This window comes from Streptomyces sp. YKOK-I1 (genome assembly GCF_054660435.1).
The window spans coordinates 3,628,555-3,653,498 of the sequence record NZ_BAAGDR010000001.1; the positions used below are offsets into that span (position 1 = coordinate 3,628,555).

A 24,944-nucleotide genomic window follows, 5' to 3' on the forward strand; every position below is an offset into this window, starting at 1 on the left:
AGACCTCGTGACGTCCCTCGCCGCCGCACACGCCGACACCGGCGACACCGCCTGGCTGCTCGCCGCCACCGCGCTCGTCCTGCTGATGACCCCGGGTCTGGCCCTCTTCTACGGCGGCATGGTCCGCACGAAGAGCGTGCTCAACATGCTGATGATGAGCTTTGTGTCGATCGCGCTGGTCACCGTCGTGTGGCTGGCCGCCGGCTACTCCCTCGCCTTCGGCGACGACGCGTTCGGGGGGCTCATCGGCGGCCTGGAGCACGCGGGCATGGCGGACCTCGGCCCGGACAGCGTCCAGGGCACCGTCCCCACGCTCCTCTTCGCCACCTTCCAGCTCACCTTCGCGATCATCACGGCGGCCCTGATCAGCGGCGCGATCGCGGACCGCGCGAAATTCGCGGCCTGGCTGGTCTTCGTCCCCGTCTGGGCGCTGCTCGTATACGTTCCCGTCACCCACTGGGTCTGGGGCCCCGGCGGCTGGATCCTGGACACGCTCGGAGCGCTCGACTTCGCGGGCGGTCTCCCCGTCGAGATCACCTCCGGCGCCTCCGGACTCGCCCTCTGCCTGGTGCTCGGTCCCCGCCTCGGCTTCAAGAAGGACGCGATGCGTCCGCACAACCTCCCCATGGTCGTGCTCGGCGCCGGCCTCCTCTGGTTCGGCTGGTTCGGCTTCAACGCGGGCTCCGCCCTCGGCGCCAACGGTCTCGCCGCCGCGGTCTTCCTCAACACCCTCGCCGCCGGCTGCACCGGCCTGCTGGGCTGGCTCTTCGTCGAGCAGAAGCGCGACGGCCATCCGACCACCCTGGGCGCGGCCTCGGGCGCGGTGGCCGGTCTGGTCGCGATCACCCCGTCCTGCGGCTCGGTCTCCCTGCTCGGCGCGCTCGTCGTCGGCCTCGCCGCCGGTGCCGTCTGCTCGTACGCCGTGAGCTGGAAGTTCAAGCTGAACTACGACGACTCGCTCGACGTCGTCGGCGTCCACCTGGTCGGCGGGGTCATCGGCACCCTCCTCATCGGCGTCTTCGCCGTCGACACCATGACCGGCGGCGCGGAGGGTCTGCTGTACGGCGGCGGGCTCACCCAGCTCGGCAGGCAGCTGGTCGCGGTGGTCGTCGTCGCGGCCTACGCCTTCGGTGTCACGTACGGCATCGGCAAGGTCCTCGACCGCACGCTGGGCTTCCGCGCGGACGAGGACCAGGAGCACACCGGCCTGGACCTTACGGTGCACGCCGAGACCGCATACGATCACGGCGTCCTGGGCCATGGTGCCCCGGTCGGCCACTCCGTCGTCCCCTCCGCCCAGAAGGTCAAACCGCAGGAATGAAGCTCATCACCGCGATCGTCAAGCCGTACCGCCTCGACGAGGTCAAGACGGCGCTCCAGGAGCTCGGCGTGCACGGGCTGACCGTGACCGAGGCCAGCGGGTACGGCCGGCAGCGCGGCCACACCGAGGTGTACCGGGGGGCCGAGTACCAGGTCGACCTCGTGCCGAAGGTGCGGATCGAGGTCGTCGTCGAGGACGCGGAGTCCGAGGCGGTGATCGACGCGGTCGTGCGGGCGGCGCACACCGGGAAGATCGGGGACGGGAAGGTGTGGGCAGTGCCGGTGGAGACGGTGGTGCGGGTGCGGACGGGTGAGCGCGGACCTGACGCCCTCTAGACGCCGGTTGCTGTGTGGGTTTTCGGGTGCGGGTGCGTGGGGGCTGGTCGCGCAGTTCCCCGCGCCCCTGGGCGGCGCGGCCCTTCGGGCCTTCGCCGCCGTCTGATCAAGAGCCACCCTGCGGTGGCCAGCCCCGCCGCCACGACCGCGGTCACCAGCCACGGCACCGCCACGAACGAGACCGTCGCCGATTCCTTCGTGCCCGTGGCGGTCGCCGTCAGTTTCACATCCGCCCAGTCCAGCTGGGGTGCGCCCCGCCAGGTCTCGGTGAGGCGGACGCGCTGGCCCGGCAGCAGCTGGGAGGGGATCTTCTTCAGGTCCCGGGTCAGGAGCGTGCGGCCGAACAGGCCGCTCGCCTTCAGCTGCACCTTCGGCTTCAGGGTGACGTTGCCCGTGTTGTGCAGGGTGTAGGAGATCGTCGCCGTGCTGTCGCCGAGGCCGGGGACCAGTGGCTGGTGGTGGCTGATGTGGACGTTCTCGACGGCCAGCGCGGGCAGGGTGGGGCCGCCGACCGTGAGGTAGACGCGGGCGCCGACCGCCCGCTGGACGCCGAGGGCGACCGAGCCGTCGCCCCGGTCGATCCGTTCGTCGAGGGCGACGATCGCGCCGGGATGGTCCCCGGGCTCGGCGTCCTCGGGCACCTTGACGGTGAACGGCACGGTGACGGTCTTGTGGGCGGGCACGGTGACCCGGTCCTTCGGCAGGACGGCCCACGCGCCCACGCCCCGCATCCGCTCTCCGAGCGACTTCACGGCGAAACCGCCGTCGCGGGCGGTGTTGTAGGCGTCGGCGGCGTACAGCCGGAAGGTGAGGGGTCCGGCCGTCTTGTTGGCGACGACGACCTTGTCCTGGACGCTCTGGCCGGGATCGGCGGAGACATAGAAGTACGGCCGTGCGGCGACGGCCGAGGAGACCGGGTAGACGGACCAGCTTCCGTTGTCGGCGGCCCGGGCGGGCGCGGCGGTCAGCAGGCCCAGCAGAAACGGCAGGAGCAGCGGGAGGAGAACGGCGTACGGCTTGCGCAGCGACATGGGTGCGGACCCCCACAGACGTTCCACGGGTGATGGGACGGGATCGGTGGGCGGGCGGGTGCGGGCCTGTGGGGCGGCCGCCCGGCCACCGCGAGGACGGGTGGTTCAGGTGAGCGTGAGCGTCAGGACACCGGCGTACGAGCCCGGCGGGGTGAACGCCGGTACGTCGAGGGAGAGCCCGGCCTTCGCGGTGAACTCACCACCGGTGAGCGTGCCGTCCGGGGTGGAGGCGAGGGTCGCCCCCGCACTGCCCACGACGCCGGCCGAGCCGGCCTGGCAGGTGCTCGGACTGTCCGCCTTGGTGGTGCAGACGGGCGTCCAGCTCAGCTTGCCGGCGTCGATCTTGGCGCCGGGTCCGCTGAAGTCGGTGACCTTGCCGGTCAGGGACCAGCCCGCGGGTCCGCCGCGGTAGTCCTTGACCGTCACCGCGTTGAGGTCGCCGGTCGAGGGGTCGCCGGAGCCGAAGTCGACCGTGGACATCGCGACGCTGTCCCCGGACTGCTCCATGGACAGGTCACCCGCCCTGACGGTCGTCGTCAGTTTCTGGCTGCCCTCGGGGACGGGCGTGTCGTCGACGACGACATATGCGGCGGTCGAGGTGCCCAGGTCGGAGCTCCAGGCGCTGCCCTCGTACGCCACGATCCCGGTGGTGGTGAGGTCGTTGACGGCGAGCGAGCCGGAGATGTTGCCCGAGGAGTCCGCGGTCACGGTGGTCCTGTCCGCGGTCTCGGCGGATCCGGAGCGCCCGGCGACGGTGACCGTCGCGCCCGCGGTGAAGCCGCCGCCGGTGAAGGCGACGGGGTCACCGGGGCCGCCGGAGGCCGAACCGAGTGCGAGGTTACGGGTGTTGGCGGGCGGGTTGTCGGCCGCGGTGATCGTCTCCGACACCGGGGCGGGCGGGTTGGTCACCGTGCAGACGGTGTCCAGTTCCAGGATGTAGCTGGTGTGGATGTTGTAGTCGCCGGGCGAGAGGGTGATCGCGCCGGGCGAGGTGACCGTGAACGTGCCGGTCATCGAGAACGACGGGAAGGCGCCGTTGCCGGGCACCGGGTCGTTCTTCTTCGGCCCCGCGACGGTGACGTTGCCGGTCTGCGCGCCACCGAGGGCGACCACGCCGGAAGGCGTCATGATGTCGGCCGGCAGGTCGATCACGGTGGGGTTGCTCGCGGCGGCCTTGACCACCGTGTAGGTCACGGTGACGGTGTCGCCGACCTTGGGGCTGGTGTTGTCCACCGTGATCCTCGCGGTGGTGGTGCCGTCGATCGGCGGGATGCCCGCGATCGCCGGCGGGATGCAGTGCGTGGCGAATTCCACGTCGGTCGCGGCGCCGGCCGGGCACGCGAGCGCGCCGCCCGCGGTGACCGCGAGCGCGGTCGCCCCGAGCAGCGAAGCCCAGCGCCGTCTTCGGGTACCTCGGACACTTCGGGGTGAACCCATGTCTGCCCCCTCCTCCAGGGTGCGGGCGCAGCGGCTCTTCTGCGCCGTAGGGGGCATTGAGGTGGGGATCGCGCCAGAAGTCAATGGAGACGGAGATGTCAACTGATGGACCGTCAGCTTCCTGGTCCCGCTCGGAAACCGACGGCCCGTCGATCGGATTTCCGGCCGTTATCAGTCGAACACGAACGGACCCGGCACCTGCGCCGTGCTCGTCGTACAGGTGACGGTGATGCCGAGGATCACCATCTTCAGCGATCCGCCGTTGAAGTCGAGCTTGTCACCCGAGGCCACAGTGCCGGGCAGCGGGCCGACGGTGATCGTGGCGCCGGCCGCCATGGCCGGGTTGACGGATCCGCTGAAGACACGTGCGGAACCGGTCGAGTTCGCCATCGTGAGCGTCGAATTGATGCTGTTGGCGCTGAGCGCGAGGGGGGTGGTGATCGAGGAGGTGAGAGTGATGGTCGCCGAGGTACCGGACTGCGTGGCGGTGAGCGTGGCCGCCCCGCCGCCGAAGATGCCGCAGCTCGCGGTGATGGTCGCCGTCGTCGGGGTGACGGCGGCGGCCGAGGGCGCGAGAGCCAGCCCGGTGACCGCGAGGGCCCCGGCCAGCAGTGCCGCACCTGATCCGATTCGCTTGCTCATGGGATTCCGGCTCCTTCCCGGATGTGGGGAGACGGGCGTCGGGAGCGGGACGGTGGGTGCGGTCACCGGGCCCGGTGGGGGGTGAATCTGACGGTCCGTCGGAACTTACGGCTCCATTGATGCGGGAGGGACGGGGAGACGGCAAGGTCGATTTCAGGCCGAGTTGAACCCTGAACGGACCGTCCCGTCCGGTGCGGCCAGCAGTACCGGTGTCCCCGGTCCGCCCAGATCCCGTACGGCCGCCAGGTCCTCCTCGGTGACGCCCTCCGCCTCGCTCACCACCGCCGCCGCCTCCAGCGACGCCGCTCCCGACGCCACCGCCATCGCCACCGCAGTCCGCAGCGCGCTCAGCCTCAGCGACGGCAGCTCGACCGTCCCGGCGACATAGGTACGGCCCGTGTCGTCCCGTACGGCCGCGCCCTCGGGCACACCGTTGCGGGCCCGCGCGGAACGGGCCAGGGTGACGATCTTGCGGTCCTCGGGGTCGAGCGCGTTGCTGTCGGTCATGGTCCGAGCATACGGTCGAGCTTCAACCGCTCCATCCTCGGCAGCCCGGCCACCACCAGGTCGTACGAGTCCTCGACCAGCTCGCGGACCAGCTGCTCCGGGAGGTCTCCGTCGACCGTGACGGTGTTCCAGTGGCGCTTGTTCATGTGGTAGCCCGGGTCGATCAGGCTGGGATGCTCGCCGCGCAACCGGACCGCGTCCTCGGGATCGCACTTGAGGTTGACCTTCAGGGGCCGCTGGTCGAGCCAGCTCAGCGCGAACATCTTGCCCAGCACCTTGAACACGGAGATCTCCGGCCGGAAGGGAAAGTCCTCCTCGGCGGCCTCGAAGGACAGGCACAGGGCGCGCAGCTCGTCCGGCTTCACTGGGGCTTCTCGTCCTCCGGCTGCTCCGGCGGAGCCACCGGCTCCACCAGTACCGTCACGATCTTGTTCCGGCGGCCGGCCGCCGCCTCCGCCGTGAGCCGCAGGGCGCGGCCGTCCGGGAGGTCGACCACGGCGGCCGCCCCGGCGATGGGAACCCGGCCCAGGGCCTTGGCGAGCAGTCCGCCTACGGTCTCCACGTCCTCGTCGTCGTACTCCTCCAGGCCGTACAGCTCGCCGAGGTCGGTGATGTCGAGGCGGGCGGTGACCCGGTGGCGGTCGTCGCCGAGGTCCTCGACGGGCGGGAGTTCACGGTCGTACTCGTCGGTGATCTCGCCGACGATCTCCTCGAGGATGTCCTCGATGGTGACGATGCCGGCCGTGCCGCCGTACTCGTCGATGACGACGGCGACGTGGTTGCGCTGCAGCTGCATCTCGCGCAGCAGGTCGCCGGCGTTCTTGGTGTCGGGGACGAAGGCGGCGGGCCGCATGGCGGTGGAGACGAGGTCGGACTCGGCGTCCCGGCTGATGTGCGTCTTGCGGACCAGGTCCTTCAGGTACACGATCCCGACGATGTCGTCCTCGCTCTCCCCGGTCACGGGTATGCGGGAGAAACCGGAGCGCAGGGCGAGGGTGAGGGCCTGGCGGATCGTCTTGTACCGCTCGATGACGACCAGGTCGGTGCGGGGGACCATGACCTCGCGGACGAGGGTGTCGCCGAGCTCGAAGACGGAGTGCACCATGCGGCGCTCCTCGTCCTCGATGAGGGACTCCTGCTCGGCGAGGTCGACCAGGGCGCGCAGCTCCGCCTCGGAGGCGAAGGGGCCGCGGCGGAAGCCCTTGCCGGGGGTGAGCGCGTTGCCGATGAGGATCAGCAGGGAGGGGATCGGGCCCATGATCCGGGCCAGCGGCAGCAGGACGTACGCCGCCGCGGTCGCGGTGTTCAGGGGGTGCTGGCGGCCGATGGTGCGCGGGGAGACCCCGACCGCGACGTACGAGACGAGGACCATGACGCCGATCGCGGCGAGCAGCGCGGGCGCGGTGCCGTCGATCTCCTGCAGGCATGCGTACGTCACCAGGGCCGCGGCCGCCATCTCGCAGGCGACGCGCACCAGCAGCGCCACGTTGAGGTAGCGGGTGGGGTCGGCGGTGATCTGGGCGAGCTTGGCGCTGCCGCGCCGCCCGGACCGTACGGCCTCCTCGGCGCGGAAGCTGGAGACGCGCGCGAGGCCCGCCTCCGCGCAGGCGGCGAGCCAGGCGACGACGACCAGGGCGATCGCGCCGGAGACCAGGGTGGGACTCATGAGACGGTCGGCGCCGGAGACGGCCCGGTCAGGCCCTTCTCGCCCCTCCACCCGTCGACGATGGCGGCCTGGAGGCCGAACATCTCGGCCTTCTCATCGGGTTCCTCGTGGTCGTAGCCGAGCAGGTGCAGCACTCCGTGGACGGTGAGCAGCTGGAGCTCCTCGTCCATGGAGTGCTGGGTGGGCGCCTCGGTGCCCTGCTTGGCGGCGACCTCGGGGCACAGGACGATGTCGCCGAGGAGGCCCTGCGGGGGCTCGTCGTCGTCCTTCGACGGCGGACGCAGCTCGTCCATCGGGAAGGACATGACGTCCGTCGGCCCCGGCAGGTCCATCCACTGGATGTGCAGCTGCTCCATGGCGTCGGCGTCCACGACGATCACCGAGAGTTCGGAGAGCGGGTGGATGCGCATCCGCGCGAGGGCGTAGCGGGCGATGTCGAGGATCGCCTGCTCGTCGACCTCGGTTCCGGATTCGTTGTTGACGTCGATCGACATGTGCTGGCTTGTCTACTTCCGCTTGGTCCGGCCGCCCTTGTGGGTGCCGTTCTCCGTGCCGTTGGTGCTGTCGTACTTCTCGTACGCGTCGACGATACGGCCCACCAGCTTGTGCCGTACGACGTCCTGGGACGACAGCCGGGAGAAGTGCACGTCCTCCACGCCCTCCAGGATGTCCTGGACCTGCCGCAGACCGGACTTGGTGCCGTTGGGCAGGTCGACCTGCGTCACGTCACCGGTGATCACGATCTTGGAGTCGAAGCCGAGGCGGGTGAGGAACATCTTCATCTGTTCGGGGCTCGTGTTCTGGGCCTCGTCCAGGATGATGAAGGCGTCGTTGAGGGTACGGCCGCGCATGTAGGCCAGCGGGGCGACCTCGATCGTCCCGGCGGCCATCAGCCGCGGGATCGAGTCCGGGTCCAGCATGTCGTGCAGCGCGTCGTAGAGCGGGCGCAGATAGGGGTCGATCTTCTCGTAGAGCGTGCCGGGCAGGAAGCCGAGGCGCTCGCCGGCCTCGACCGCCGGGCGGGTCAGGATGATCCGGTTGACCTGCTTGGACTGCAGGGCCTGGACCGCCTTCGCCATGGCCAGGTACGTCTTGCCGGTACCGGCGGGGCCGATGCCGAAGACGATCGTGTGCTTGTCGATCGCGTCGACGTACCGCTTCTGGTTGAGGGTCTTGGGCCGGATGGTGCGGCCGCGCGAGGACAGGATGTTCTGAGTCAGTACCTCGGCCGGGGTCTCCTGGCCGTCACTCGTCCCGTTCTCACTCGCCCGCAGCATGGCGATCGAGCGTTCCACTGCGTCCTCCGTCATCGGCTGCCCGGTGCGGAGCACCAGCATCATCTCGTCGAACAGGCGCTGGATGAGGGCGACTTCCCGTGGGTCGCCGGTAGCGCTGATCTCATTGCCCCGGACGTGGATGTCGGCCGCCGGGAAAGCCGTCTCGATCACGCGCAGAAGGGAGTCGCCGGACCCCAGCACGGTCACCATGGGGTGCTGGGCGGGAACCGTGAACTGTGCTCTCGCCTTGCCCTGCGCGGGCGTGTGAGCTGTGGGTGTCTGAGTCATAGGCCGGCCACGAGGGCCTCTACGTCCTCCCGGATGCGTCTCGCCTGCCACTGGGGCGGCCTGGCGTGTTCCAGGGTACGCCAGGGGGCTGACAACGCCGAGGGGTTTTGTCATGGGCCCGGTGACTACGCCGAGCGGCCGAAACCGATCGTCGGGACCGCGCGGCGCAGCGGCCAGGGGGTGGTCTCCTCCCGGGGCAGCAGGGCCTCCAGGAACGCGTACCGGCGCAGCGCCTCGGGGGCCTGGCCCTCGACCGACTGGACCCGCCGCCACCAGGCGGCGATCTCGGACCAGCCGGGGGCGGAAAGCGAGCCGCCGAACTCCTGGACGGAGAGCGCCGCGGTGAGGCCGGCGAAGGCGAGGCGGTCGGCGAGCGGCCAGTCGGCGAGGGTGCCGGTGACGAAGCCGGCCACGAAGACGTCCCCGGCGCCGGTGGGATCGAGGGCCTCGACGGCGATGGCGGGGACCTCGGCGGTCTCGCCGGTGCGTCCGTCGACCGCGTAGGCGCCCTCGGCGCCGAGGGTGACGACCGCGAGCGGTACGTGCTCGGTGAGGGCGTGGGCGGCGGAGCGGGGGCAGTCGGCGCGGGTGTAGCGCATGGCCTCCTCCGCGTTCGGCAGAAAGGCCTCGCAGTGTTCCAGGTCGGCGAGGCCGGCCAGGTCCCAGGCGCCGGTGTCGTCCCAGCCGACGTCGGCGAAGACCCGGGTGCCGCGGGCGGCGGCCCGGGAGATCCAGGGGTCGCGCTTGCCGGGGGTGAGGGAGGCGACGGCGGCGCGGGCGTGCGGCGGGCACTCGGGGGCGCCGTCCTGGACGAGCGTCGCCTCCGGGGGCGGTTCGTGGCCGTGGGAGACCATGGTCCGCTCGCCCTCGTAGGCCATGGAGACGGTGACGGGCGAGTGCCAGCCGGGGACCGTGCGGGAGGCGGCGAGGTCGATGCCCTCGCCCTGTTCGAGGGCGTCCCAGCAGTACTCGCCGTAGTGGTCGTCGCCGAAGGCGGCGGCGAGGGAGGTGCGCAGGCCCAGGCGGGCCAGGGCGGTGGCCATGTTGGCGACGCCGCCGGGGCTGGAGCCCATGCCGCGCGCCCAGGACTCGGTGCCGCGCACGGGGGCGGAGTCGAGGCCGGTGAAGATGATGTCGAGGAAGACGGTGCCGGTGAGGTAGACGTCCCAGGGCGGATCTCCCGGCGCCCGCCGGGCGGCCAGGGGGTCGACCAGGGCGGCCTGGCCGTTTCGACGGTGGTGTCCCTCTCCGGTGGACGCGGTGGACGCGGTCACGGTGCGCTCCCTGACGTGGTACGGATTTGGCCAGTCTGCACCACCCGGCCACCGGACCGCCCCCTGTCGCACTCCCGTCACGTCACGAACAGAAGCACACCGGTTCCCGCACGCCGCACCGGAGGACTGCAACCCCCCACGGCCCGCGGCCGAACGACCACGGCAAGCGGCACCTACCAGCGCGGTACCGAGGGCGTGACCCAGTCCGGGTCGGCCACCCGCATCGCCGCCGCGTCGTCCCGCTCCCGCAGCGAACCGTCGTCGTCCAGCCAGCGCCGGTGCAGGAACGCCAGCTTCTCCCGGTCGAGCTCGACGCCGAGGCCGGGGGCGTCGGAGACGGTGACCCTGCCGGCGTCGAAGGTGAGGCGCTCGGTCAGGACGTCCTCCGACTGCCAGGGGTAGTGGGAGTCGCAGGCGTGGTGGAGGTTGGGCACGGTGGACGCGACATGCGTCATGGCGGCCAGCGAGATGCCGAGGTGGGTGTTGGAGTGCATGGACACCCCGACGCCGAACGTGCGGCAGATCGCGGCGAGCTGCTGGGTGTTGCGCAGCCCGCCCCAGTAGTGGTGGTCGGAGAGGACGACCTGCACGGCGCCGCGGGTGAAGGCCTCCTGGATCTCGGCGAAGGTCGTCACGCACATGTTGGTGGCGAGCGGCACACCGGTCGCCGCGGCGACCTCGGCCATGGCCGGTGTGCCGAGCGCGGGGTCCTCCAGGTATTCGAGGACGTCCCCGAGTTCCTTGGCGACCCGCAGCGAGGTCGCGACGCTCCAGGCCCCGTTGGGGTCGAGCCGCAGCGGGTGTCCGGGGAAGGCTTCCGCGAGGGCACGTACGGCGGCGATCTCCTCCTCGGGCGGGAAGACCCCGCCCTTGAGCTTGAAGGAGGTGAAGCCGTACCGCTCCGTGAAACGCCGGGCCTGGGCGACGACCCCGGCCGGGTCGACGGCCGCGCCCCAGTCGTCCTGCTCGCCGGGCACGCCCTCGGGGTGGGCGGCCCACTTGTAGAAGAGGTAGGCGCTGTACTCGACGGTGTCGCGGACCTTGCCGCCGAGCAGCGCGTGCACGGGCAGTCCGAGGGAGACGCCGAGGGCGTCGAGGCAGGCGACCTCGAAGCCGGAGACCACGGACAGCCGTAGCTTGTCGGCGGTCTGGACCCCGCGCAGCCCGCCCACGTCGACCTGGCCGGACACCCGGGAGGAGTCCACCGCCACCTGGTCGGCGATCGTGAACAGCCCGTTCAGGTCACTGACCTGACGGCCGATCAGCCGCTGGGCGAACGGGCGGGCCAGCTCGAGGTACTTGGTGTCGCCGTACGTCTCGCCGACCCCGACGACTCCGTCGGCGGTCTCCACCTCGATGATCAGCCGGGGGGTGTACGGCTGGTGGACGCCCTGGGTGTTGAGCAGCGGCGGGTCGGCGACCAGGATCGGCGTCAGGCGTACGTCCGTGATGGCGAGGTTCACAGGGCGGCTCCCACGAGGTCGAGTCCGGTGGTCAGAAGGGTCCTGAGGTCGGCCAGGTCGGTGGCCGAGGGGGCGGTGAGCGGGGCGCGCACGGGGCCGACGGGGGCGCCGCGCAGCCGGGCGGCGGCCTTGACGAGGGACACGGCGTAGCCCGGTGCCCGGTCGCGGAGTTCGACGAGGGGGACGTAGAACGCGCGCAGCAGTTTGTCGACGGTGCTCGCGTCCGCGTCCCGCAGCGCGGTGAAGAAGGCGCCCGCGATCTCGGGCGCGAAGGCGTGCACGGCGGAGGAGTAGGCGGGGACGCCGACGGTGGCGTAGGCGCGGGCCTGGATCTCGGCGGTGGCGGCGCCGTTGAAGAACAGGAAGCCCTCGGGGGCGGCGAGGGTGAGGCGCTGGAGGCGGTCGAGGTCGCTGTGGCCGTCCTTGAGGCCGACGACCGAGGGGATCGCGGTGATCCGCCGGAAGGCGTCGACCCCGTAGGCGACCTGTCCGCGCTGGTAGGCGATGAGCGGGAGCCCGGTGCGGGCGGCGAGCTGCTCCAGCTGGGCGACCAGGCCGTCCTGTGGGGCGGCGACGAGATAGTGCGGGAGGACGAGGAGGGCGTCGGCGCCCTCCTGCTCGGCGATGCGGGCGAAGCGGGCGGCCTGGGCCCAGCCGTAGCCGGTCCCGGCAACGACCGGCACGCGGCCCGCGGCCTCCTCGACGGCGATCCGCACCACCGTGCGGTACTCGTCCTCGTCGAGGGAGAAGAACTCGCCGGTGCCGCAGGCGGGGAAGAGGCCGCCGGGGCCGGCGGCGAGCCGGCTCGCGACATGGGCGCGGAAGCCGTCGGGGTCGAGGGAGCCGTCCTCGCGGAAGCTGGTCAGCGGGAAGGACAGCACGCCCGCCGCCATGCCCTCCCGCAGCCGCCGGACCGTGTCGGTGTCGAGACCCACCTTCCCCATCTCCTCATCTCCCCATGTAGACGTCATCCATGTATGAAGATGGAGGTTAGATACGCGAACGGCGACCGTCAATGCCGCGGCCGCCCCCGCTTACGATCGGGACATGTCGGAGACAGGCGGTGTCCGCGAGGTGAAATCGGCCGCGCGCACGGTCGAGCTGCTGGAACTGCTCGCCGAGCGCGGGGACCGCCCGGCGCGGCTGCAGGAGCTGGCGGACGCGCTGGGCGTACCGCGCAGCTCGATGTACGCACTGCTCCAGACCCTGATCGGCCGGGGCTGGGTGCGCACGGACGTCACCGGCTCCCTGTACGGCATCGGCATCCACGCCCTGCTGACCGGCACCAGCTACCTCGACTCCGACCCGCGCGTGCGTCTGGTGCGGCCGTATCTCGACGAGGCGTCCGACGCGCTGGGCGAGACGATCCACCTGGGCCGGCTGGACGGGCGGGACGTCGCCTACCTCGCCACCCGCGAGTCGCACGCGTATCTGCGCACGATCAGCCGCGTCGGCCGCCGTCTCCCCGCGCACGTCGGCGCCCTCGGCAAGGCGCTGCTCGCCGAACGCCCCGACGACGAGCTGCCCGAGGGGCCCTACGCGGCGCTCACCCCGAAGTCGCACACCAGCCGTGAGTCGCTGCGGGCGGACCTGGCCGGGGTGCGGGCGCGGGGGTACTCCGTGGACCGCGAGGAGGGCGTGACCGGGATCGCCGGCTTCGGGTTCGCGCTGCGGTACGAGCGTCCGGCGCAGGACGCGATCAGCTGCTCGGTGCCGCTGGCCCGGCTGACGGCCGGGCACGAGGAGCGGATCGTCGCCGTGATGCGCGAGATACGCGCCAAGATCGAGGCGACGGGACCGGGGGCCGGCGGGACCGTGAACTGGCGTTAGAGGCACCATTTTTACCCAGACCTCCCCGATGCAAACACCATGTGGCCCAGATCACCGGCCCTGAACTTTTTCGCGCACGGCCCGCTTGATACAAATTGCCCGCGCGTTCCTGTCCGTCGACGGCCTGCGCTCCCCCTTTTCGAGCCGCTTCACCTTTCTGTACTGGAACGCCCGTGTTCGCCCGCAGCACCCCCACGCCCTGGCCCCTCGTCGCCCTCTTCACGGCCGGGTATCTCGCTCCCTATCTGCTGCCGACCGTGGTCGGCCGGCTGGACGCCGGACTGCCGCTGACCGCCACCGAGGCGGGCGCCGTCGGCAGCGCGCTGCTGCTGAGCTCGTCCTCGGCCGGCTTCCTGCTGGCCTCCCGGGTGGAGCGGATCGGTGCCCGGACCATGGCCCGGGCCGGACTGCTGCTCGCGGTGCTCGGCTACGGCGGGGCCGCGCTGGCCGGCTCGGTCCCGGCCGTCGTCGCGGGCGCGGTCCTCGGCGGCTTCGGCTCCGGTACGGCCACGGCGGTCGCCGCCACCCGGATCGCCGCCGAGCCCGACCCGCACCGCGCCTCCACCCTGGGACTGCTCGGGGTGTCCGCGCTCGCCGGGGCCGTCTATCTGACGGTGCCGCACCTCGGCGCGGGCCATGGACAGCCGCTCGCCGCGATCGCGCTGACCGCGCTCGCCGTATGGCCGCTGACGGGGCGTCTGCCCGGCCGCGGCGCACCCGCCGACCCGGCGCTGCCCGAGGTCCGGGTCCCGTTGCCGAACCTGCGGGCGGGACTGGTGCTGGCGGCCGCCATGCCGTTCTGGTCGCTCGTGCAGAACTCCCTCTGGGGCGTGAGCGGACGGATCGGGCTGACGCAGGCCCACCTCGGCGAGTCGGCCGTCGGCGCGGTGTTCGCGGTGGCGCTGGGCGCCGGGCTCACCGGCGTGCTGGCCGCGGGAGCGCTCGGGGCGCGCCTCGGCCGGGCGCTGCCGATCGGGATCGGGACCGTCCTCATCGCGGCCTGCGTGGCGGGCAACGCCTCGGCCACCACCCCGGCGGGCTTCGCGGTCGGCCAGATCGTCTGGAACGTGCTCTACCCGGTCGTCCTGTCGTACCTCATCGGGCTGGCCGCCTCGCTGGACCCGCGCGGGCGCTGGGCGGTGCTGGTCGGCTCGGCGGGCTCGCTCGGCACGGCGGCCGGTCCGCTCACCGGGAGCGTGCTGTCGGCGCAGGCCGGATTCCCGGTCATGGGTCTGGTGCTGGGGGCCGTGCTGCTCGTGGTCGCGGTGCCGATGACCGGCGTGGCGCTGCACGCGAGCGGGCGTTCGGTGCTTCCCGCCGTACGGCGGCGGGGCGGGGCGTCCGCTCAGTCGGTCGTGGAGATCGAGGTGGAGGCTCCGGCGGCCCCCGCCCCCGGCGCGTACGACACGGCCGGACCCCGGCAGGCGGGTGCCTCACCGGGGTCCGGGACGTGAAACGTGCGCTCTTGGCTGTGGCGGAGTCCTTGAGGGCCTGCTGTTGCACGCCGGCGTTCCCGGCCGCGAGCCACTCGTCGAGGTTGGCTAGAACCGGTAGTTCTCCACCTCGGCGAGATACCGTGCCCGCCGCTCCTCGTCGTCCTCCAGGAAGGAGGCGGTGAAGGAGTTGCGGGCCAGTTCGCGCAGGCGCTCCTCGGGCAGGCCGAGGGTCTGCCGTACGGCGTCGAAGTTGTCGCCCGCGTAGCCGCCGAAGTAGGCCGGGTCGTCGGAGTTGACCGTGCACACGAGCCCGGCGTCGAGCATCGCGGGCAGCGGATGGTCGGCGAGGGTGTCGACGGTGCGCAGCCGGACGTTGGACAGCGGGCACAGCGTCAGCGGGATCCGCTCGCGCACCAGCCGCTCCACCAGCGCCGGGTCCTCCATGCAGCGCAGCCCGTGGTCGACGCGCTCGACCCCGAGGACGTCGAGGGCCTCGGTGATGTACTCCGGCGGCCCCTCCTCCCCCGCGTGCGCCACCCGCCGCAGCCCCAGCGCGGCGGCGGCCTCGTACACCTCGCGGAACTTCACCGGCGGGTGCCCCACCTCGGCGGAGTCCAGGCCGATGCCGGTGATCCGGTCGAGGTACGGCTTCGCCGCGTCCAGCGTCTCGAGCGCCGACTCGGCGGACTCGTCGCGCAGGAAGCAGAGGATCAGCCGGGTGGAGACGCCGTGGGTGGTCTCGCTGCCGCCGAGCGCCCGCCACAGCCCCTCGACCACCGTGCCCATGCCGACGCCCCGGGCGAGGTGGGCCTGCGGGTCGAAGAAGATCTCCGCGTGCCGGACTCCCTGGGCGGCGGCCCGGGCCAGGTAGGCGTTCGCGAGGTCCTCGAAGTCCCGCTCGGTGCGCAGGACGGCCATCAGCTCGTAGTACAGGTTCAGGAAGGACTGGAGGTCCTCGAACCGGTAGGCCTCGCGCAGCTCTTCCGTGTCGGCGTACGGCAGGGCGACCCCGTTGCGGGCGGCCAGCGCGAAGGCCAGCTCCGGCTCCAGGGTGCCTTCGATGTGCAGGTGCAGTTCAGCTTTCGGGAGGGGCATCAAAGCATCGTACGGCTGTTTTACCGCCGTTTCGGCAGCGGCACCCTCAGCAGGTCGTGTGCCACGGTCAGCTCGCCCTCGAAGCCGGCCGCCCGTGCCTGCCGCTCGAAGTCGTCGGGTTCCGTGTAGCGCTGGCTGAAGTGGGTGAGCACCAGATGCCGTACGCCGGCCTCCACGGCGACCCGGGCGGCCTGACCGGCGGTCAGATGGCCGTGGTCGACGGCGAGCCGCTCGTCCTCGTCGAGGAAGGTCGACTCGATGACGAGCATGTCGGCGCCCTCGGCGAGCGCGTGGACGCCGTCGCACAGCCGGGTGTCCATGACGAACGCGAACCGCTGTCCGCGCCGGATCTCGCTGACGTCGTCGAGCGTCACGCCGTTCACCGAACCCTCCCGCTGGATGCGGCCCACGTCCGGGCCCCCCAGGCCGTGCGCGGCGAGGCGGTCGGGGAGCATACGGCGGCCGTCGGGTTCGGTGAGCCGGTAGCCGTAGGACTCGACGGGGTGCGAGAGCCTGCGGGCGTCGAGGGTGTAGGAGGGGCGGGCGTCGAGGACCCCGTCCGCGCTCACCGGGGCCTGCGTCAGGGCGACGGTCTCGCGGTAGGCGGTGGCGTACCGGAGGCGGTCGAAGAAGCGTTCGCCGGAGAGCGGGTAGTGGACGGTGACCTCGTGCGGGACCTGGTCCAGGTTGATGCGCTGGATGACCCCGGCGAGGCCGAGCGAGTGGTCCCCGTGGAAGTGCGTGACGCAGATCCGGTTCAGGTCGTGGGCGGCGACCCCGGCCCGCAGCATCTGGCGCTGGGTGCCCTCGCCGGGGTCGAACAGGATGCCCTCGCCGTCCCAGCGCAGCAGATAGCCGTTGTGGTTGCGGTGCCGGGTGGGGACCTGGCTGGCCGTGCCGAGGACGACGAGTTCACGTACGGACATCGTTGGCTGCCCGACTATCCGGGGGGCCACTGGAGGCCGCGGCCGCCGAGGACGTGCGCGTGGGCGTGCCAGACGGTCTGGCCGGCGCCGCTGCCGGTGTTGAAGACGATGCGGTAGCTCTCCAGCTTGTCCTCCTCGGCGACCGACTTCGCCTCGCGCAGGACGTCCGCGGCGATCGTCGGTTCGGCGGCGGCCAGTTCCGCGGCGTTCTCGTAGTGCACCTTGGGGATCACCAGGACGTGGGTGGGCGCCTGCGGGTTGATGTCCCGGAAGGCGACGGTCGTCTCCGTCTCGCGGACGATCGTCGCCGGGATGTGGCCCTCGGCGATCTTGCAGAACAGGCAGTCGTCCTGCGGTTCCCCTGCCATTGCGGTCCCCTCGGGTTGAGCCGGTGATCGGGTGGCATCGTATCGTCGTCGGGTGCCGGCTCGTTGTGGTTGATCGCGCAGTTCCCCGCGCCCCTTAACTTGGCAGACTTGGCGGAGTTTTGGCTGGACGTTGCTCCAGCGCCTGCAATGCGAGGCGGACTGCCTCGTCCAACTGGACATCCCGTCCCGCCGCGTAGTCCTGGGGAGTACAGACCACCTCCACGTCCGGATCCACGCCGTGGTTCTCCACTCCCCAGCCGTAGCCCTCCAGCCAGATGGCGTACTTGGGCTGGGTGACGAGGGTGCCGTCGACGAGGCGGTAGCGGCTGTCGATGCCGATCGTGCCGCCCCAGGTGCGGGTGCCGACGACCGGGCCGATGCCGAGGGCCTTGATGGCGGCGTTGACGATGTCGCCGTCGGAGCCGGAGAACTCGTTGGCGACGGCGACCACGGGGCCGCGCGGGGCGTCCAGCGGGTAGGAGAAGGGGCGGGCGTCGCGCGGTACGTCCCAGCCGACGATCCGGCGGGCGAGCTTCTCCACGACCAGCTGGGAGGTGTGGCCGCCGCGGTTCTCCCGGACGTCCACGACGAGGCCCTCACGGGCCACCTCGACGCGCAGGTCGCGGTGGATCTGGGCCCAGCCGGGCGCCTGCATGTCGGGGACGTGGAGGTAGCCGAGACGGCCGCCGGAGACCTCGTGGACGTAGGCCCGGCGGTCGGCGACCCAGGCGTGGTAGCGCAGGGCCTCCTCGTCGTCGACGGGGACCACGACCGCGTGCCGGGGCTCGCCCCCGCCGGCCGGGGAGACGGTCAGTTCGACGACCTTGCCCGCCGTGCCGACGAGCAGCGGGGCGGGGCCCGTCACCGGGTCCACCGGGTGCCCGGCCACGGCGAGGATCGCGTCCCCGGCCCGCACCGCGACCCCGGGTGCGGCGAGCGGGGAGCGGGCGTCGGGGTCGGAGGTCTCCGAGGGCAGCACCCGGTCGATACGCCAACTGCCGTCGGCGTGGCGGGAGATGTCGGCGCCGAGGAGGCCCTGGCGGGCGCCGCGGCCGTAGCCGCGCGGGGAGACGTAGGCGTGCGAGGTGCCGAGTTCGCCGTGCACCTCCCACAGCACGTCGACCAGGTCGTCGTGGGTGGCGACCCGGTCGAGGAGCGGCCGGTAGCGGTCCAGGACGGCGTCCCAGTCGAGCCCGCCCAGGTCGGCGAGCCAGAAGTTGTCCCGCATGATGCGGCCGGTCTCGTCGTACATCTGGCGCCACTCGGCGGCCGGGTCGACGGTCTGCCGGATCCGGCCGAGGTCGACGGTGATGTTGGTGTCGCTGTCCTCGTCGCCGGAGGCGCGCCGGTCGCTGGGGACGACCTTGAGCTTGCCGTCGGTGCGCAGCAGCAGCCGTTTGCCGTCGCCGCTGACCTCGAAGCCGTCGGCGTCGGCGGCGAGGTGTTCGATGCGCTGCTGGACGAGGTCGTAGCGCTCCAGCTCGGTGCGCGGGTCGGGGTCGTCCGGGGTGGCCCGGGAGGCGCCGAGCACCCCGCGCACCGGGTGCCGCAGCCACAGCACGCCGTCCTTGGCGGCGGCGAGGGAGGAGTAGCGGCCGGCCTCGACGGGGAAGGGCACTATCCGGTCGGCGAGGCCCTCGAGGTCGATACGGGTGGCGGGGGTGCCCTCGCTGTCGGGGGTCTCGTCCTTGTCGGGGGCGTCGAAGGGGCGGCCGTGGCGCTGGGGGCCGAACGGGGACGGGGTCGTCGCCGCGAGGGTGATCAGGTGGGGGCGGGCGCCGGCCGGGAAGGCGAGGTCGAAGACGTGTTCGTCGTAGACCGGGTCGAAGGCGCGGGTGGAGAGGAACGCGAGGTGCTTGCCGTCGAGGGTGAAGGCGGGCGCGTAGTCGCGGAAACGCAGCGGGGTGGCCTCGGTGACCGAGAGGTCGGTGACGTTGGCGAGTTTGAGCTGGGCGAGCGGGGGCGGGCCAGGGTGCGACCAGGCGAGCCAACCGGAGTCGGGGGAGAAGACCAGGTCGGAGACTTCTCCGTCGGCGCTGCGGTCGACCTCGCGGACCTCTCCGCTCTCCCGTTCGACGAGGAGGAGCCGGCCGTCGTGCGTGGCGACGGCGGCCCGGCCGCCGTCGGGGGCCATGGCGAGTTCCAGGACCCGGCCGAGGCGGCCGGCCGCGAGCCGGCGCGGGCTGGCGCCGGGGACGGGTCCGGTGGCGGGGGCGAACTCCAGGGCGTCCTCGCCCTCGGCGTCCGTCACCCACACCACCCACTCCTCGCCCTCCGTGCGGAAGGTGCGCGGCAGCCGCGCGCGCACCCCTGGCTCGGCGGCGAGGGCGCGCGCGGGCCCGGAGCGGTGGGTCACCCAGTGCACGGCGCCGCGCACCTCGACGGCGCTGCCGCGCGCGGTGTGGTCGGGGGCGGCGCCGCCGAGCCAGCGGGCGGCGGTGACGGGGTGGGGGCGGCGGTCGGTGCGCTGTCCGCCGAGGCGGATGTCGAGGCGCCGGGGCTCGGCGCCGTCGAGGTCGTCGAGCAGCCACAGCTCCCCGGCCGAGGCGTACGCGATCCGGGTGCCGTCGCCGGTGGCCTGGCGGGCGTAGAAGCCTTCGAGGGGGGTGTGGCGGCGCAGGTCGGAGCCGTCGGCGAGGGAGGAGTAGAGCGCGCCGGTGCCCTCGTGGTCGGAGAGGAACGCGATCCGGTCGCCCGCCCACACCGGGCACTCGAGGTTGCCGTCGAGTTCCTGGTGCAGCCGGACGAACTCGCCGCTGCCGTCCCGGTCGATCCAGAGCTTTCCGGCCGTACCGCCCCGGTAGCGCTTCCAGTAGGCGGCCTCGCGGCCCATCGGCGCGGACAGCAGCACGGTGTGCGGGCCGTACGCGACGGCGCCGACGGGGCCGTACGGCAGGGTGGTGGCGGGTCCGCCGTCGACCGGGACGGCGCGGGCCCAGCTGCGGCGCAGGGTGGCCTGGTCGTGGGTGCTGACGGCGAGGACCCGGCCGTCGGGGGTCCAGCCGCGCACCCGGGTCTGTCCACTCCCCCAGTACGTCAGGCGGGTGGCCGGTCCGCCGTCGACCGGGGCGATGTGCACCTCGGGGGCGCCGTCGCGGGTGGAGGTCCAGGCGACGGTGGTTCCGTCGGGTGAGATGCGGGGTGCCGACACGGGTACGTTGTCGGCGCTGACCCGCCAGGCGCGTCCCCCGTCGAGGGGTGCGAGCCACACGTCGTCCTCGGCGGCGAACGCCACCAACTCGCCGTGCGGATGCGGGTGTCGGAAGTATGCGGCAGGCGTCGCGGACTGTGTCACCAGATCACTGTATTCAGGGATGGGACCGCAGGTCAGGGGTTTCGATCACTTCTGTCCGCCCTGGGCGTCGACGGTCCGGGTGACGGTCACGGTGACCGTGACGGTCGGCCGGACTCCGGACGGTCCGGCGGAGGAGGACGGGGCCTCGACCGGCGAGGGCGTGGCGGAGCCGCAGTCGCCGAGCCCGCTGACCCGGAACAGCTCCTTCCTGCCGACGTCCGCCCGCAGATCGCCCCGCACGCACGTGCCGTCGACGGCCCGTTCGACCTTGCCGGTGACCGTGATGTCCTTGCCGTCCGCGGTCTCCCCCTGGCAGTCGACGGAGACGAGGTGGTCCTCCCGGGCGGCGGTGCAGGTCAGCCAGCGCACGTCGACGTCCCGCCGCCCGATCTCCGCCGTGGCGGCCTGATCGGTCGTGTACGCCACGGAGATGCCGCTCACCCCGCCGCCCGGCTCGCAGGCCACGGCGCCGCCCAGGGCGACGGGCACGAACACGAGAAGCCACATCCGCCTCGATGCCCCCATGGACGGCAGCCTGCCACCCCCGCTCTCGGCGCGGTAGCCCGGATGCGGCCACGCTCCAGCCTGAACTCATGCGCGACCACCGCCGCCCGCGACGCCTCGTCGTGGACGACACGGCCACCTGCCGGTGGACGGTCCGTCACCGGCACGGGGGCACGCGGCGGTCACCGGCCCCTGAGCCGGCGTCAGGACCAGCGGCCGGTGCGGCCGAGGAGGAGGGCCGCGGCGGCGGTGCCCGCGGTGGAGGTGCGCAGCACGGTGGGGCCGAGGACGTAGGGCCGGGCGCCGGCCTCGGCGAAGGCGGCCAGTTCCTCGGGGGAGACGCCTCCCTCGGGGCCGACGACGAGCACGATCTCGCCGTGGGCGGGGAGTGCGGCGGTGGCGAGCCGGTCCTCGCCGCTCTCGTGCAGGACGGCCGCGAAGTCGGCCTCCGCGAGCAGCGCGGCGACCTGCTTGGTGCTCACCGCGTCGGCGACCTCGGGGAAGCGGACCCGGCGGGACTGCTTGCCGGCCTCGCGGGCGGTGGCCCGCCACTTGCCGAGCGCCTTCAGTCCCCGCTCGCCGCGCCACTGGGTGATGCAGCGGGACGCCTGCCAGGGCACGATCGCGTCGACGCCGACCTCGGTCATCGTCTCGACGGCGACCTCGCCGCGGTCGCCCTTGGGGAGGGCCTGGACGACGGTGATCCGGGGGGTCGCCTCGGGTTCGTCCCGCACCGGCCCGAGGTCCAGGACCAGCCGGTCCTTGCCCTCGGCCGCCCGGACGACGCCCTCGGCCCAGCGGCCGTGCCCGTCGGTGAGGACGACGTCCTCACCGGTCCGCAGCCGCTTCACGGAGACGGCGTGCCGTCCCTCGGGCCCGTCGAGCACGCACTGCGGCCCCGCCGGGTCGAGCCGGTCGACGACGAAGACGGGCGCGGTCATCGCGTGTCGCCCTCGGCCGAGGTGGCCCGCGCGGTCGCCAGCTCCGCCACCAGGACCTCCACCAGCTCGGCGGCGGGCAGCTCGCGGGCCAGGCGGTGGCCCTGGCCCGCCCACAGGGCCATGCGCTGGGCGTCGCCCGCCTTGGCGGCGGCCTTGCGCAGCGGGGAGGTGAGGTGGTGGACCTCGGGGTAGGCGGCGGGGGCGTACGGGCCGTGCTCGCGCAGGAAGCGGTTGACCAGGCCGCGGGCCGGGCGGCCGGAGAAGGCGCGGGTCAGCTCGGTGCGGACGAACAGGGCGTCGGTGAGGGCGGCCTTGTGCACGGCCTGCGCCCCGGACTCGGGGGTGGCGAGGAACGCGGTGCCGAGCTGGGCGGCGCTCGCGCCGGCCGCGAGGACGGCGGCGATCTGGCTGCCGCGCATGATGCCGCCGGCGGCGACGATCGGCAGGCCCACGGCCTCGCGGACCTGGCCGAGCAGGGCGAGCAGGCCGAGGGCGGAGCCGTCGTTCTCAAGGATGTCCTTGTGGGTGCCCTGGTGGCCGCCGGCCTCCATGCCCTGCACGATGACCGCGTCCGCGCCGGCCTGCTCGACGGCGAGCGCCTCCTCGGCGGAGGTCACGGTGACGAGGGTGAACGTTCCGGCTCGTTGCAGCGACTTCAGCGTGTCCCCGTTCGGGACGCCGAAGTGGAAGGACACCACCGGCACCGGGTCGTCCAGCAGTACGGCGATCTTGGCGTCGTAGCCGTCGTCGCGGCCGCTGTCGGGGTCGCCGAGCTCGGTCTCGTACCAGGTGACCTCACCGGCGAGCTGCTCGGCGTAGAGCTGGACGGCGCCCGTCTCGGCGTATTCCGGCTGGGGCATGAAGAGGTTCACGCCGAAGGGGCGGCCGGTCAGTCCGCGGAGCTGCTTGATCTCCTGGTACATGCCGTCGGCCGTCTTGTAGCCGCCGGCCAGGAACCCGAGCCCACCGGCCTCGGACACGGCGGCGGCGAGCTGCGGCACGGAGACACCGCCCGCCATGGGGGCCTGCACGATCGGGTGGGGGAAGAGATCGGTCAGCTCGGAGGACATGACGGCATGGTGTCACGTCCTCCGAACAACGCCGAATTCAGGCCTCACCCTGAGGTGATCCAGCCGCTCAGCGCCCGTTGAAGGCGTCCTTCAGACGGGAGAACAGCCCCTGCTGGCCCGGCTGGAACTGGCCCTGGGGGCGTTCCTCGCCGCGCAGCTTGGCCAGCTCGCGCAGCAGGCGCTCCTGTTCGGGGTCGAGCTTGGTCGGGGTCATGACCTCGACATGGACGATGAGGTCGCCCCGGCCGCCGCCGCGCAGATGCGTGACGCCCCGGCCGTGCAGCGGGATCGACTGGCCGGACTGCGTGCCGGGCCGGATGTCGACCTCCTCCAGGCCGTCGAGCGTCTCCAGCGGCACCTTGGTGCCGAGGGACGCCGCGGTCATCGGGATGGTGACCGTGCAGTGCAGGTCGTCGCCGCGCCGCTGGAAGGTGGAGTGCGGCAGCTCGTGGATCTCGACGTAGAGGTCGCCGGCGGGGCCGCCGCCGGGGCCGACCTCGCCCTCGCCCGCGAGCTGGATCCGGGTGCCGTTGTCGACGCCGGCCGGGATCTTGACCGTGAGCGTGCGCCGGGAGCGCACCCGGCCGTCGCCCGCGCACTCCGGGCAGGGGTTCGGGACGATGGTGCCGAAGCCCTGGCACTGGGGGCAGGGGCGGGAGGTCATGACCTGGCCGAGGAAGGACCGGGTCACCTGGGAGACCTCGCCGCGGCCGCGGCACATGTCACACGTCTGGGCGGTGGTGCCGGGGGCGGCGCCCTCGCCGCTGCACGTGGTGCAGACGATCGCGGTGTCGACCTGGATGTCCTTGGTGGTGCCGAAGGCGGCCTCGTCGAGGTCCACCTCCAGCCGGATCATCGCGTCCTGGCCGCGCCGGGTCCTGGACCTCGGCCCCCGCTGGGACGCCGTACCGAAGAACGCGTCCATGATGTCGGAGAAGTTGCCGAAGCCACCGGCCCCGAAGCCGCCCGCGCCACCGCCGCCTGCCTGGGAGAGGGGGTCGCCGCCGAGGTCGTAGACCTGCTTCTTCTGCGGGTCCGACAGCACCTCGTAGGCGGCGTTGATCTCCTTGAACCGCTCCTGGGTCTTCGGATCCGGGTTGACGTCCGGGTGCAGCTCGCGGGCGAGCCGGCGGAACGCCTTCTTGATCTCATCCTGCGACGCGTCGCGGCGCACGCCGAGAACGGCGTAGTAGTCCGTGGCCACTTACGACTCCGCCAGGATCTGTCCGACGTACCGTGCCACCGCTCGTACCGCTCCCATCGTTCCCGGGTAATCCATGCGGGTCGGGCCGACCACGCCGAGTTTGGCGACTGCCTCGCCGCCCGAACCGTAGCCGACCGAGACCACGGAAGTGGAGTTGAGTCCCTCATAGGCGTTCTCATGACCGATGCGTACGGTCATGCCCGAATCCCCCGCCTCGCCCAGGAGTTTGAGAAGAACGACGTGTTCCTCCAGGGCCTCCAGGACGGGCCGGATGATGAGAGGGAAGTCATGTCCGAAGCGGGTGAGATTGGCGGTCCCGCCGATCATCAGCCGCTCCTCGTTCTCCTCGACGAGGGTCTCCAGCAGGGTGGAGAGCACCGTCGAGACCGTGCCGCGGTCGTCCGCCTCGAAGGCCTCGGGCAGGTCCTCCACCAGGCGCGGCACGTCGGTGAACCGGCGGCCCGCGATCCGGCTGTTGAGCCGCGCGCGTAGATCCGCCAGAGAGGCCTCCCCGAAGGGCGCCGGGCAGTCCACCAGGCGCTGCTCGACCCGTCCGGTGTCCGTGATCAGCACGAGCATCAGCCGGGCCGGCGCGAGCGACAGCAGCTCCACGTGCCGCACGGTGGACCGGGTCAGCGAGGGGTACTGCACGACGGCGACCTGCCGGGTGAGCTGCGCGAGCAGCCGCACGGTCCGCGCCACGACGTCGTCGAGGTCGACGGCGCCGTCGAGGAAGTTCTGGATGGCGCGCCGCTCGGGCGCGGTCATCGGCTTGACGCCGGCCAGCTTGTCGACGAACAGCCGGTAGCCCTTGTCGGTGGGGATCCGCCCGGCGCTGGTGTGCGGCTGGGCGATGTATCCCTCGTCCTCCAGGGCGGCCATGTCGTTGCGCACGGTGGCCGGGGAGACGCCGAGGTTGTGCCGCTCGGTGAGGGCCTTGGAGCCCACCGGCTCCTCGGTGCCGACGTAGTCCTGGACGATGGCGCGCAGCACTTGCAGCCTGCGTTCACTCAGCACCCGCGCACACCTCCCGT

24 protein-coding genes are annotated in these 24,944 nt (G+C 72.4%); 4 read left to right on the forward strand and 20 right to left on the reverse strand.

Annotated features, from left to right (window positions below; all coding sequences use genetic code 11):
- Positions 1-7 precede the first annotated feature (7 nt).
- Both ACYQ8Q_RS15750 and ACYQ8Q_RS15755 read left to right on the forward strand, forming a co-directional pair.
- Entirely contained in the window at positions 8-1,321 is a 1,314-nt protein-coding gene (locus ACYQ8Q_RS15750; protein WP_460065482.1) for an ammonium transporter, read from the forward strand.
- Entirely contained in the window at positions 1,318-1,656 is a 339-nt protein-coding gene (locus ACYQ8Q_RS15755; protein ID WP_067244397.1) for a P-II family nitrogen regulator, read from the forward strand. Before ACYQ8Q_RS15750 ends, ACYQ8Q_RS15755 begins: the two co-directional genes overlap by 4 nt.
- Here the strand turns inward: ACYQ8Q_RS15755 and ACYQ8Q_RS15760 are convergent.
- From ACYQ8Q_RS15760 to ACYQ8Q_RS15810, 11 genes are all read right to left on the reverse strand, one after another.
- Positions 1,653-2,687 (reverse strand): WxL protein peptidoglycan domain-containing protein, encoded by a 1,035-nt coding sequence (locus ACYQ8Q_RS15760; RefSeq protein WP_460065484.1) that lies wholly within the window; start codon positions 2,685-2,687, stop codon positions 1,653-1,655. The two genes, ACYQ8Q_RS15755 and ACYQ8Q_RS15760, sit on opposite strands and share 4 nt — an antisense overlap.
- A gap of 105 nt (positions 2,688-2,792) precedes the next feature.
- Positions 2,793-4,124, reverse strand: coding sequence for a beta-xylosidase (locus ACYQ8Q_RS15765; protein ID WP_460065485.1), 1,332 nt, complete (start codon positions 4,122-4,124; stop codon positions 2,793-2,795).
- 171 nt (positions 4,125-4,295) lie between these two features.
- Positions 4,296-4,766 carry a hypothetical protein gene (locus ACYQ8Q_RS15770; RefSeq protein ID WP_460065487.1) on the reverse strand — a complete coding sequence of 157 codons (471 nt, stop codon included), beginning with the start codon at positions 4,764-4,766 and terminating at the stop codon, positions 4,296-4,298.
- Between the two features lie 153 nt (positions 4,767-4,919).
- Positions 4,920-5,273: a cytidine deaminase gene (locus tag ACYQ8Q_RS15775; protein ID WP_460065488.1), complete on the reverse strand. Its 354-nt coding sequence runs from the start codon at positions 5,271-5,273 to the stop codon at positions 4,920-4,922.
- Complete coding sequence (locus tag ACYQ8Q_RS15780) at positions 5,270-5,638, reverse strand: MmcQ/YjbR family DNA-binding protein (protein WP_460065489.1); 369 nt, start codon at positions 5,636-5,638, stop codon at positions 5,270-5,272. The genes ACYQ8Q_RS15775 and ACYQ8Q_RS15780 overlap by 4 nt, the downstream gene beginning before the upstream one ends.
- The gene (locus ACYQ8Q_RS15785) at positions 5,635-6,939 is read right to left on the reverse strand and encodes a hemolysin family protein (protein ID WP_460065490.1); all 1,305 of its coding nucleotides are present in this window, start codon (positions 6,937-6,939) and stop codon (positions 5,635-5,637) included. Before ACYQ8Q_RS15785 ends, ACYQ8Q_RS15780 begins: the two co-directional genes overlap by 4 nt.
- Positions 6,936-7,433 (reverse strand): rRNA maturation RNase YbeY, encoded by a 498-nt coding sequence (gene ybeY, locus ACYQ8Q_RS15790; protein WP_416986291.1) that lies wholly within the window; start codon positions 7,431-7,433, stop codon positions 6,936-6,938. The genes ACYQ8Q_RS15785 and ybeY overlap by 4 nt, the downstream gene beginning before the upstream one ends.
- 12 nt (positions 7,434-7,445) lie before the next feature.
- A complete protein-coding gene (locus ACYQ8Q_RS15795; RefSeq protein WP_079062100.1) occupies positions 7,446-8,504 on the reverse strand; it encodes a PhoH family protein in 1,059 nt (352 codons plus the stop codon).
- Between the two features lie 125 nt (positions 8,505-8,629).
- Positions 8,630-9,778, reverse strand: coding sequence for a carbohydrate kinase family protein (locus ACYQ8Q_RS15800; RefSeq protein ID WP_460065491.1), 1,149 nt, complete (start codon positions 9,776-9,778; stop codon positions 8,630-8,632).
- A gap of 173 nt (positions 9,779-9,951) precedes the next feature.
- The gene (locus ACYQ8Q_RS15805) at positions 9,952-11,241 is read right to left on the reverse strand and encodes a glucarate dehydratase family protein (RefSeq protein WP_460065493.1); all 1,290 of its coding nucleotides are present in this window, start codon (positions 11,239-11,241) and stop codon (positions 9,952-9,954) included.
- Entirely contained in the window at positions 11,238-12,185 is a 948-nt protein-coding gene (locus ACYQ8Q_RS15810; protein ID WP_460065494.1) for a 5-dehydro-4-deoxyglucarate dehydratase, read from the reverse strand. The genes ACYQ8Q_RS15805 and ACYQ8Q_RS15810 overlap by 4 nt, the downstream gene beginning before the upstream one ends.
- 103 nt (positions 12,186-12,288) lie before the next feature.
- Here ACYQ8Q_RS15810 and ACYQ8Q_RS15815 point away from each other — a divergent pair, with 103 nt between their 5' ends.
- Both ACYQ8Q_RS15815 and ACYQ8Q_RS15820 read left to right on the forward strand, forming a co-directional pair.
- Entirely contained in the window at positions 12,289-13,071 is a 783-nt protein-coding gene (locus tag ACYQ8Q_RS15815) for an IclR family transcriptional regulator (RefSeq protein ID WP_460065496.1), read from the forward strand.
- Positions 13,072-13,244: 173 nt separating this feature from the next.
- Entirely contained in the window at positions 13,245-14,525 is a 1,281-nt protein-coding gene (locus tag ACYQ8Q_RS15820; protein ID WP_460065497.1) for an MFS transporter, read from the forward strand.
- An 87-nt stretch (positions 14,526-14,612) separates the two neighbouring features.
- Here the strand turns inward: ACYQ8Q_RS15820 and ACYQ8Q_RS15825 are convergent, their stop codons facing one another.
- The 9 genes from ACYQ8Q_RS15825 to hrcA form a co-directional block, all read right to left on the reverse strand.
- Positions 14,613-15,602 carry an adenosine deaminase gene (locus ACYQ8Q_RS15825; protein WP_460065498.1) on the reverse strand — a complete coding sequence of 330 codons (990 nt, stop codon included), beginning with the start codon at positions 15,600-15,602 and terminating at the stop codon, positions 14,613-14,615.
- A 20-nt stretch (positions 15,603-15,622) separates the two neighbouring features.
- Positions 15,623-16,528, reverse strand: a complete 906-nt coding sequence (locus ACYQ8Q_RS15830; RefSeq protein ID WP_460065500.1) for a ribonuclease Z — start codon at positions 16,526-16,528, stop codon at positions 15,623-15,625.
- Positions 16,529-16,542: 14 nt separating this feature from the next.
- Positions 16,543-16,896 carry a histidine triad nucleotide-binding protein gene (locus ACYQ8Q_RS15835; RefSeq protein WP_460065502.1) on the reverse strand — a complete coding sequence of 118 codons (354 nt, stop codon included), beginning with the start codon at positions 16,894-16,896 and terminating at the stop codon, positions 16,543-16,545.
- A gap of 94 nt (positions 16,897-16,990) precedes the next feature.
- On the reverse strand, positions 16,991-20,191 hold the full coding sequence (locus ACYQ8Q_RS15840; protein ID WP_460065504.1) for a S41 family peptidase: 3,201 nt from the start codon (positions 20,189-20,191) through the stop codon (positions 16,991-16,993).
- Positions 20,192-20,236: 45 nt separating this feature from the next.
- Complete coding sequence (locus ACYQ8Q_RS15845; RefSeq protein WP_460065506.1) at positions 20,237-20,716, reverse strand: hypothetical protein; 480 nt, start codon at positions 20,714-20,716, stop codon at positions 20,237-20,239.
- A 182-nt stretch (positions 20,717-20,898) separates the two neighbouring features.
- On the reverse strand, positions 20,899-21,636 hold the full coding sequence (locus ACYQ8Q_RS15850; protein WP_460065507.1) for a 16S rRNA (uracil(1498)-N(3))-methyltransferase: 738 nt from the start codon (positions 21,634-21,636) through the stop codon (positions 20,899-20,901).
- Positions 21,633-22,706 (reverse strand): nitronate monooxygenase, encoded by a 1,074-nt coding sequence (locus tag ACYQ8Q_RS15855; RefSeq protein WP_460065509.1) that lies wholly within the window; start codon positions 22,704-22,706, stop codon positions 21,633-21,635. Before ACYQ8Q_RS15855 ends, ACYQ8Q_RS15850 begins: the two co-directional genes overlap by 4 nt.
- Before the next feature lie 67 nt (positions 22,707-22,773).
- A complete protein-coding gene (gene dnaJ, locus ACYQ8Q_RS15860) occupies positions 22,774-23,910 on the reverse strand; it encodes a molecular chaperone DnaJ (protein ID WP_460065511.1) in 1,137 nt (378 codons plus the stop codon).
- Positions 23,911-24,927, reverse strand: a complete 1,017-nt coding sequence (hrcA, locus tag ACYQ8Q_RS15865) for a heat-inducible transcriptional repressor HrcA (RefSeq protein ID WP_460065512.1) — start codon at positions 24,925-24,927, stop codon at positions 23,911-23,913. It abuts the gene before it with no gap.
- Positions 24,928-24,944: the final 17 nt, after the last annotated feature.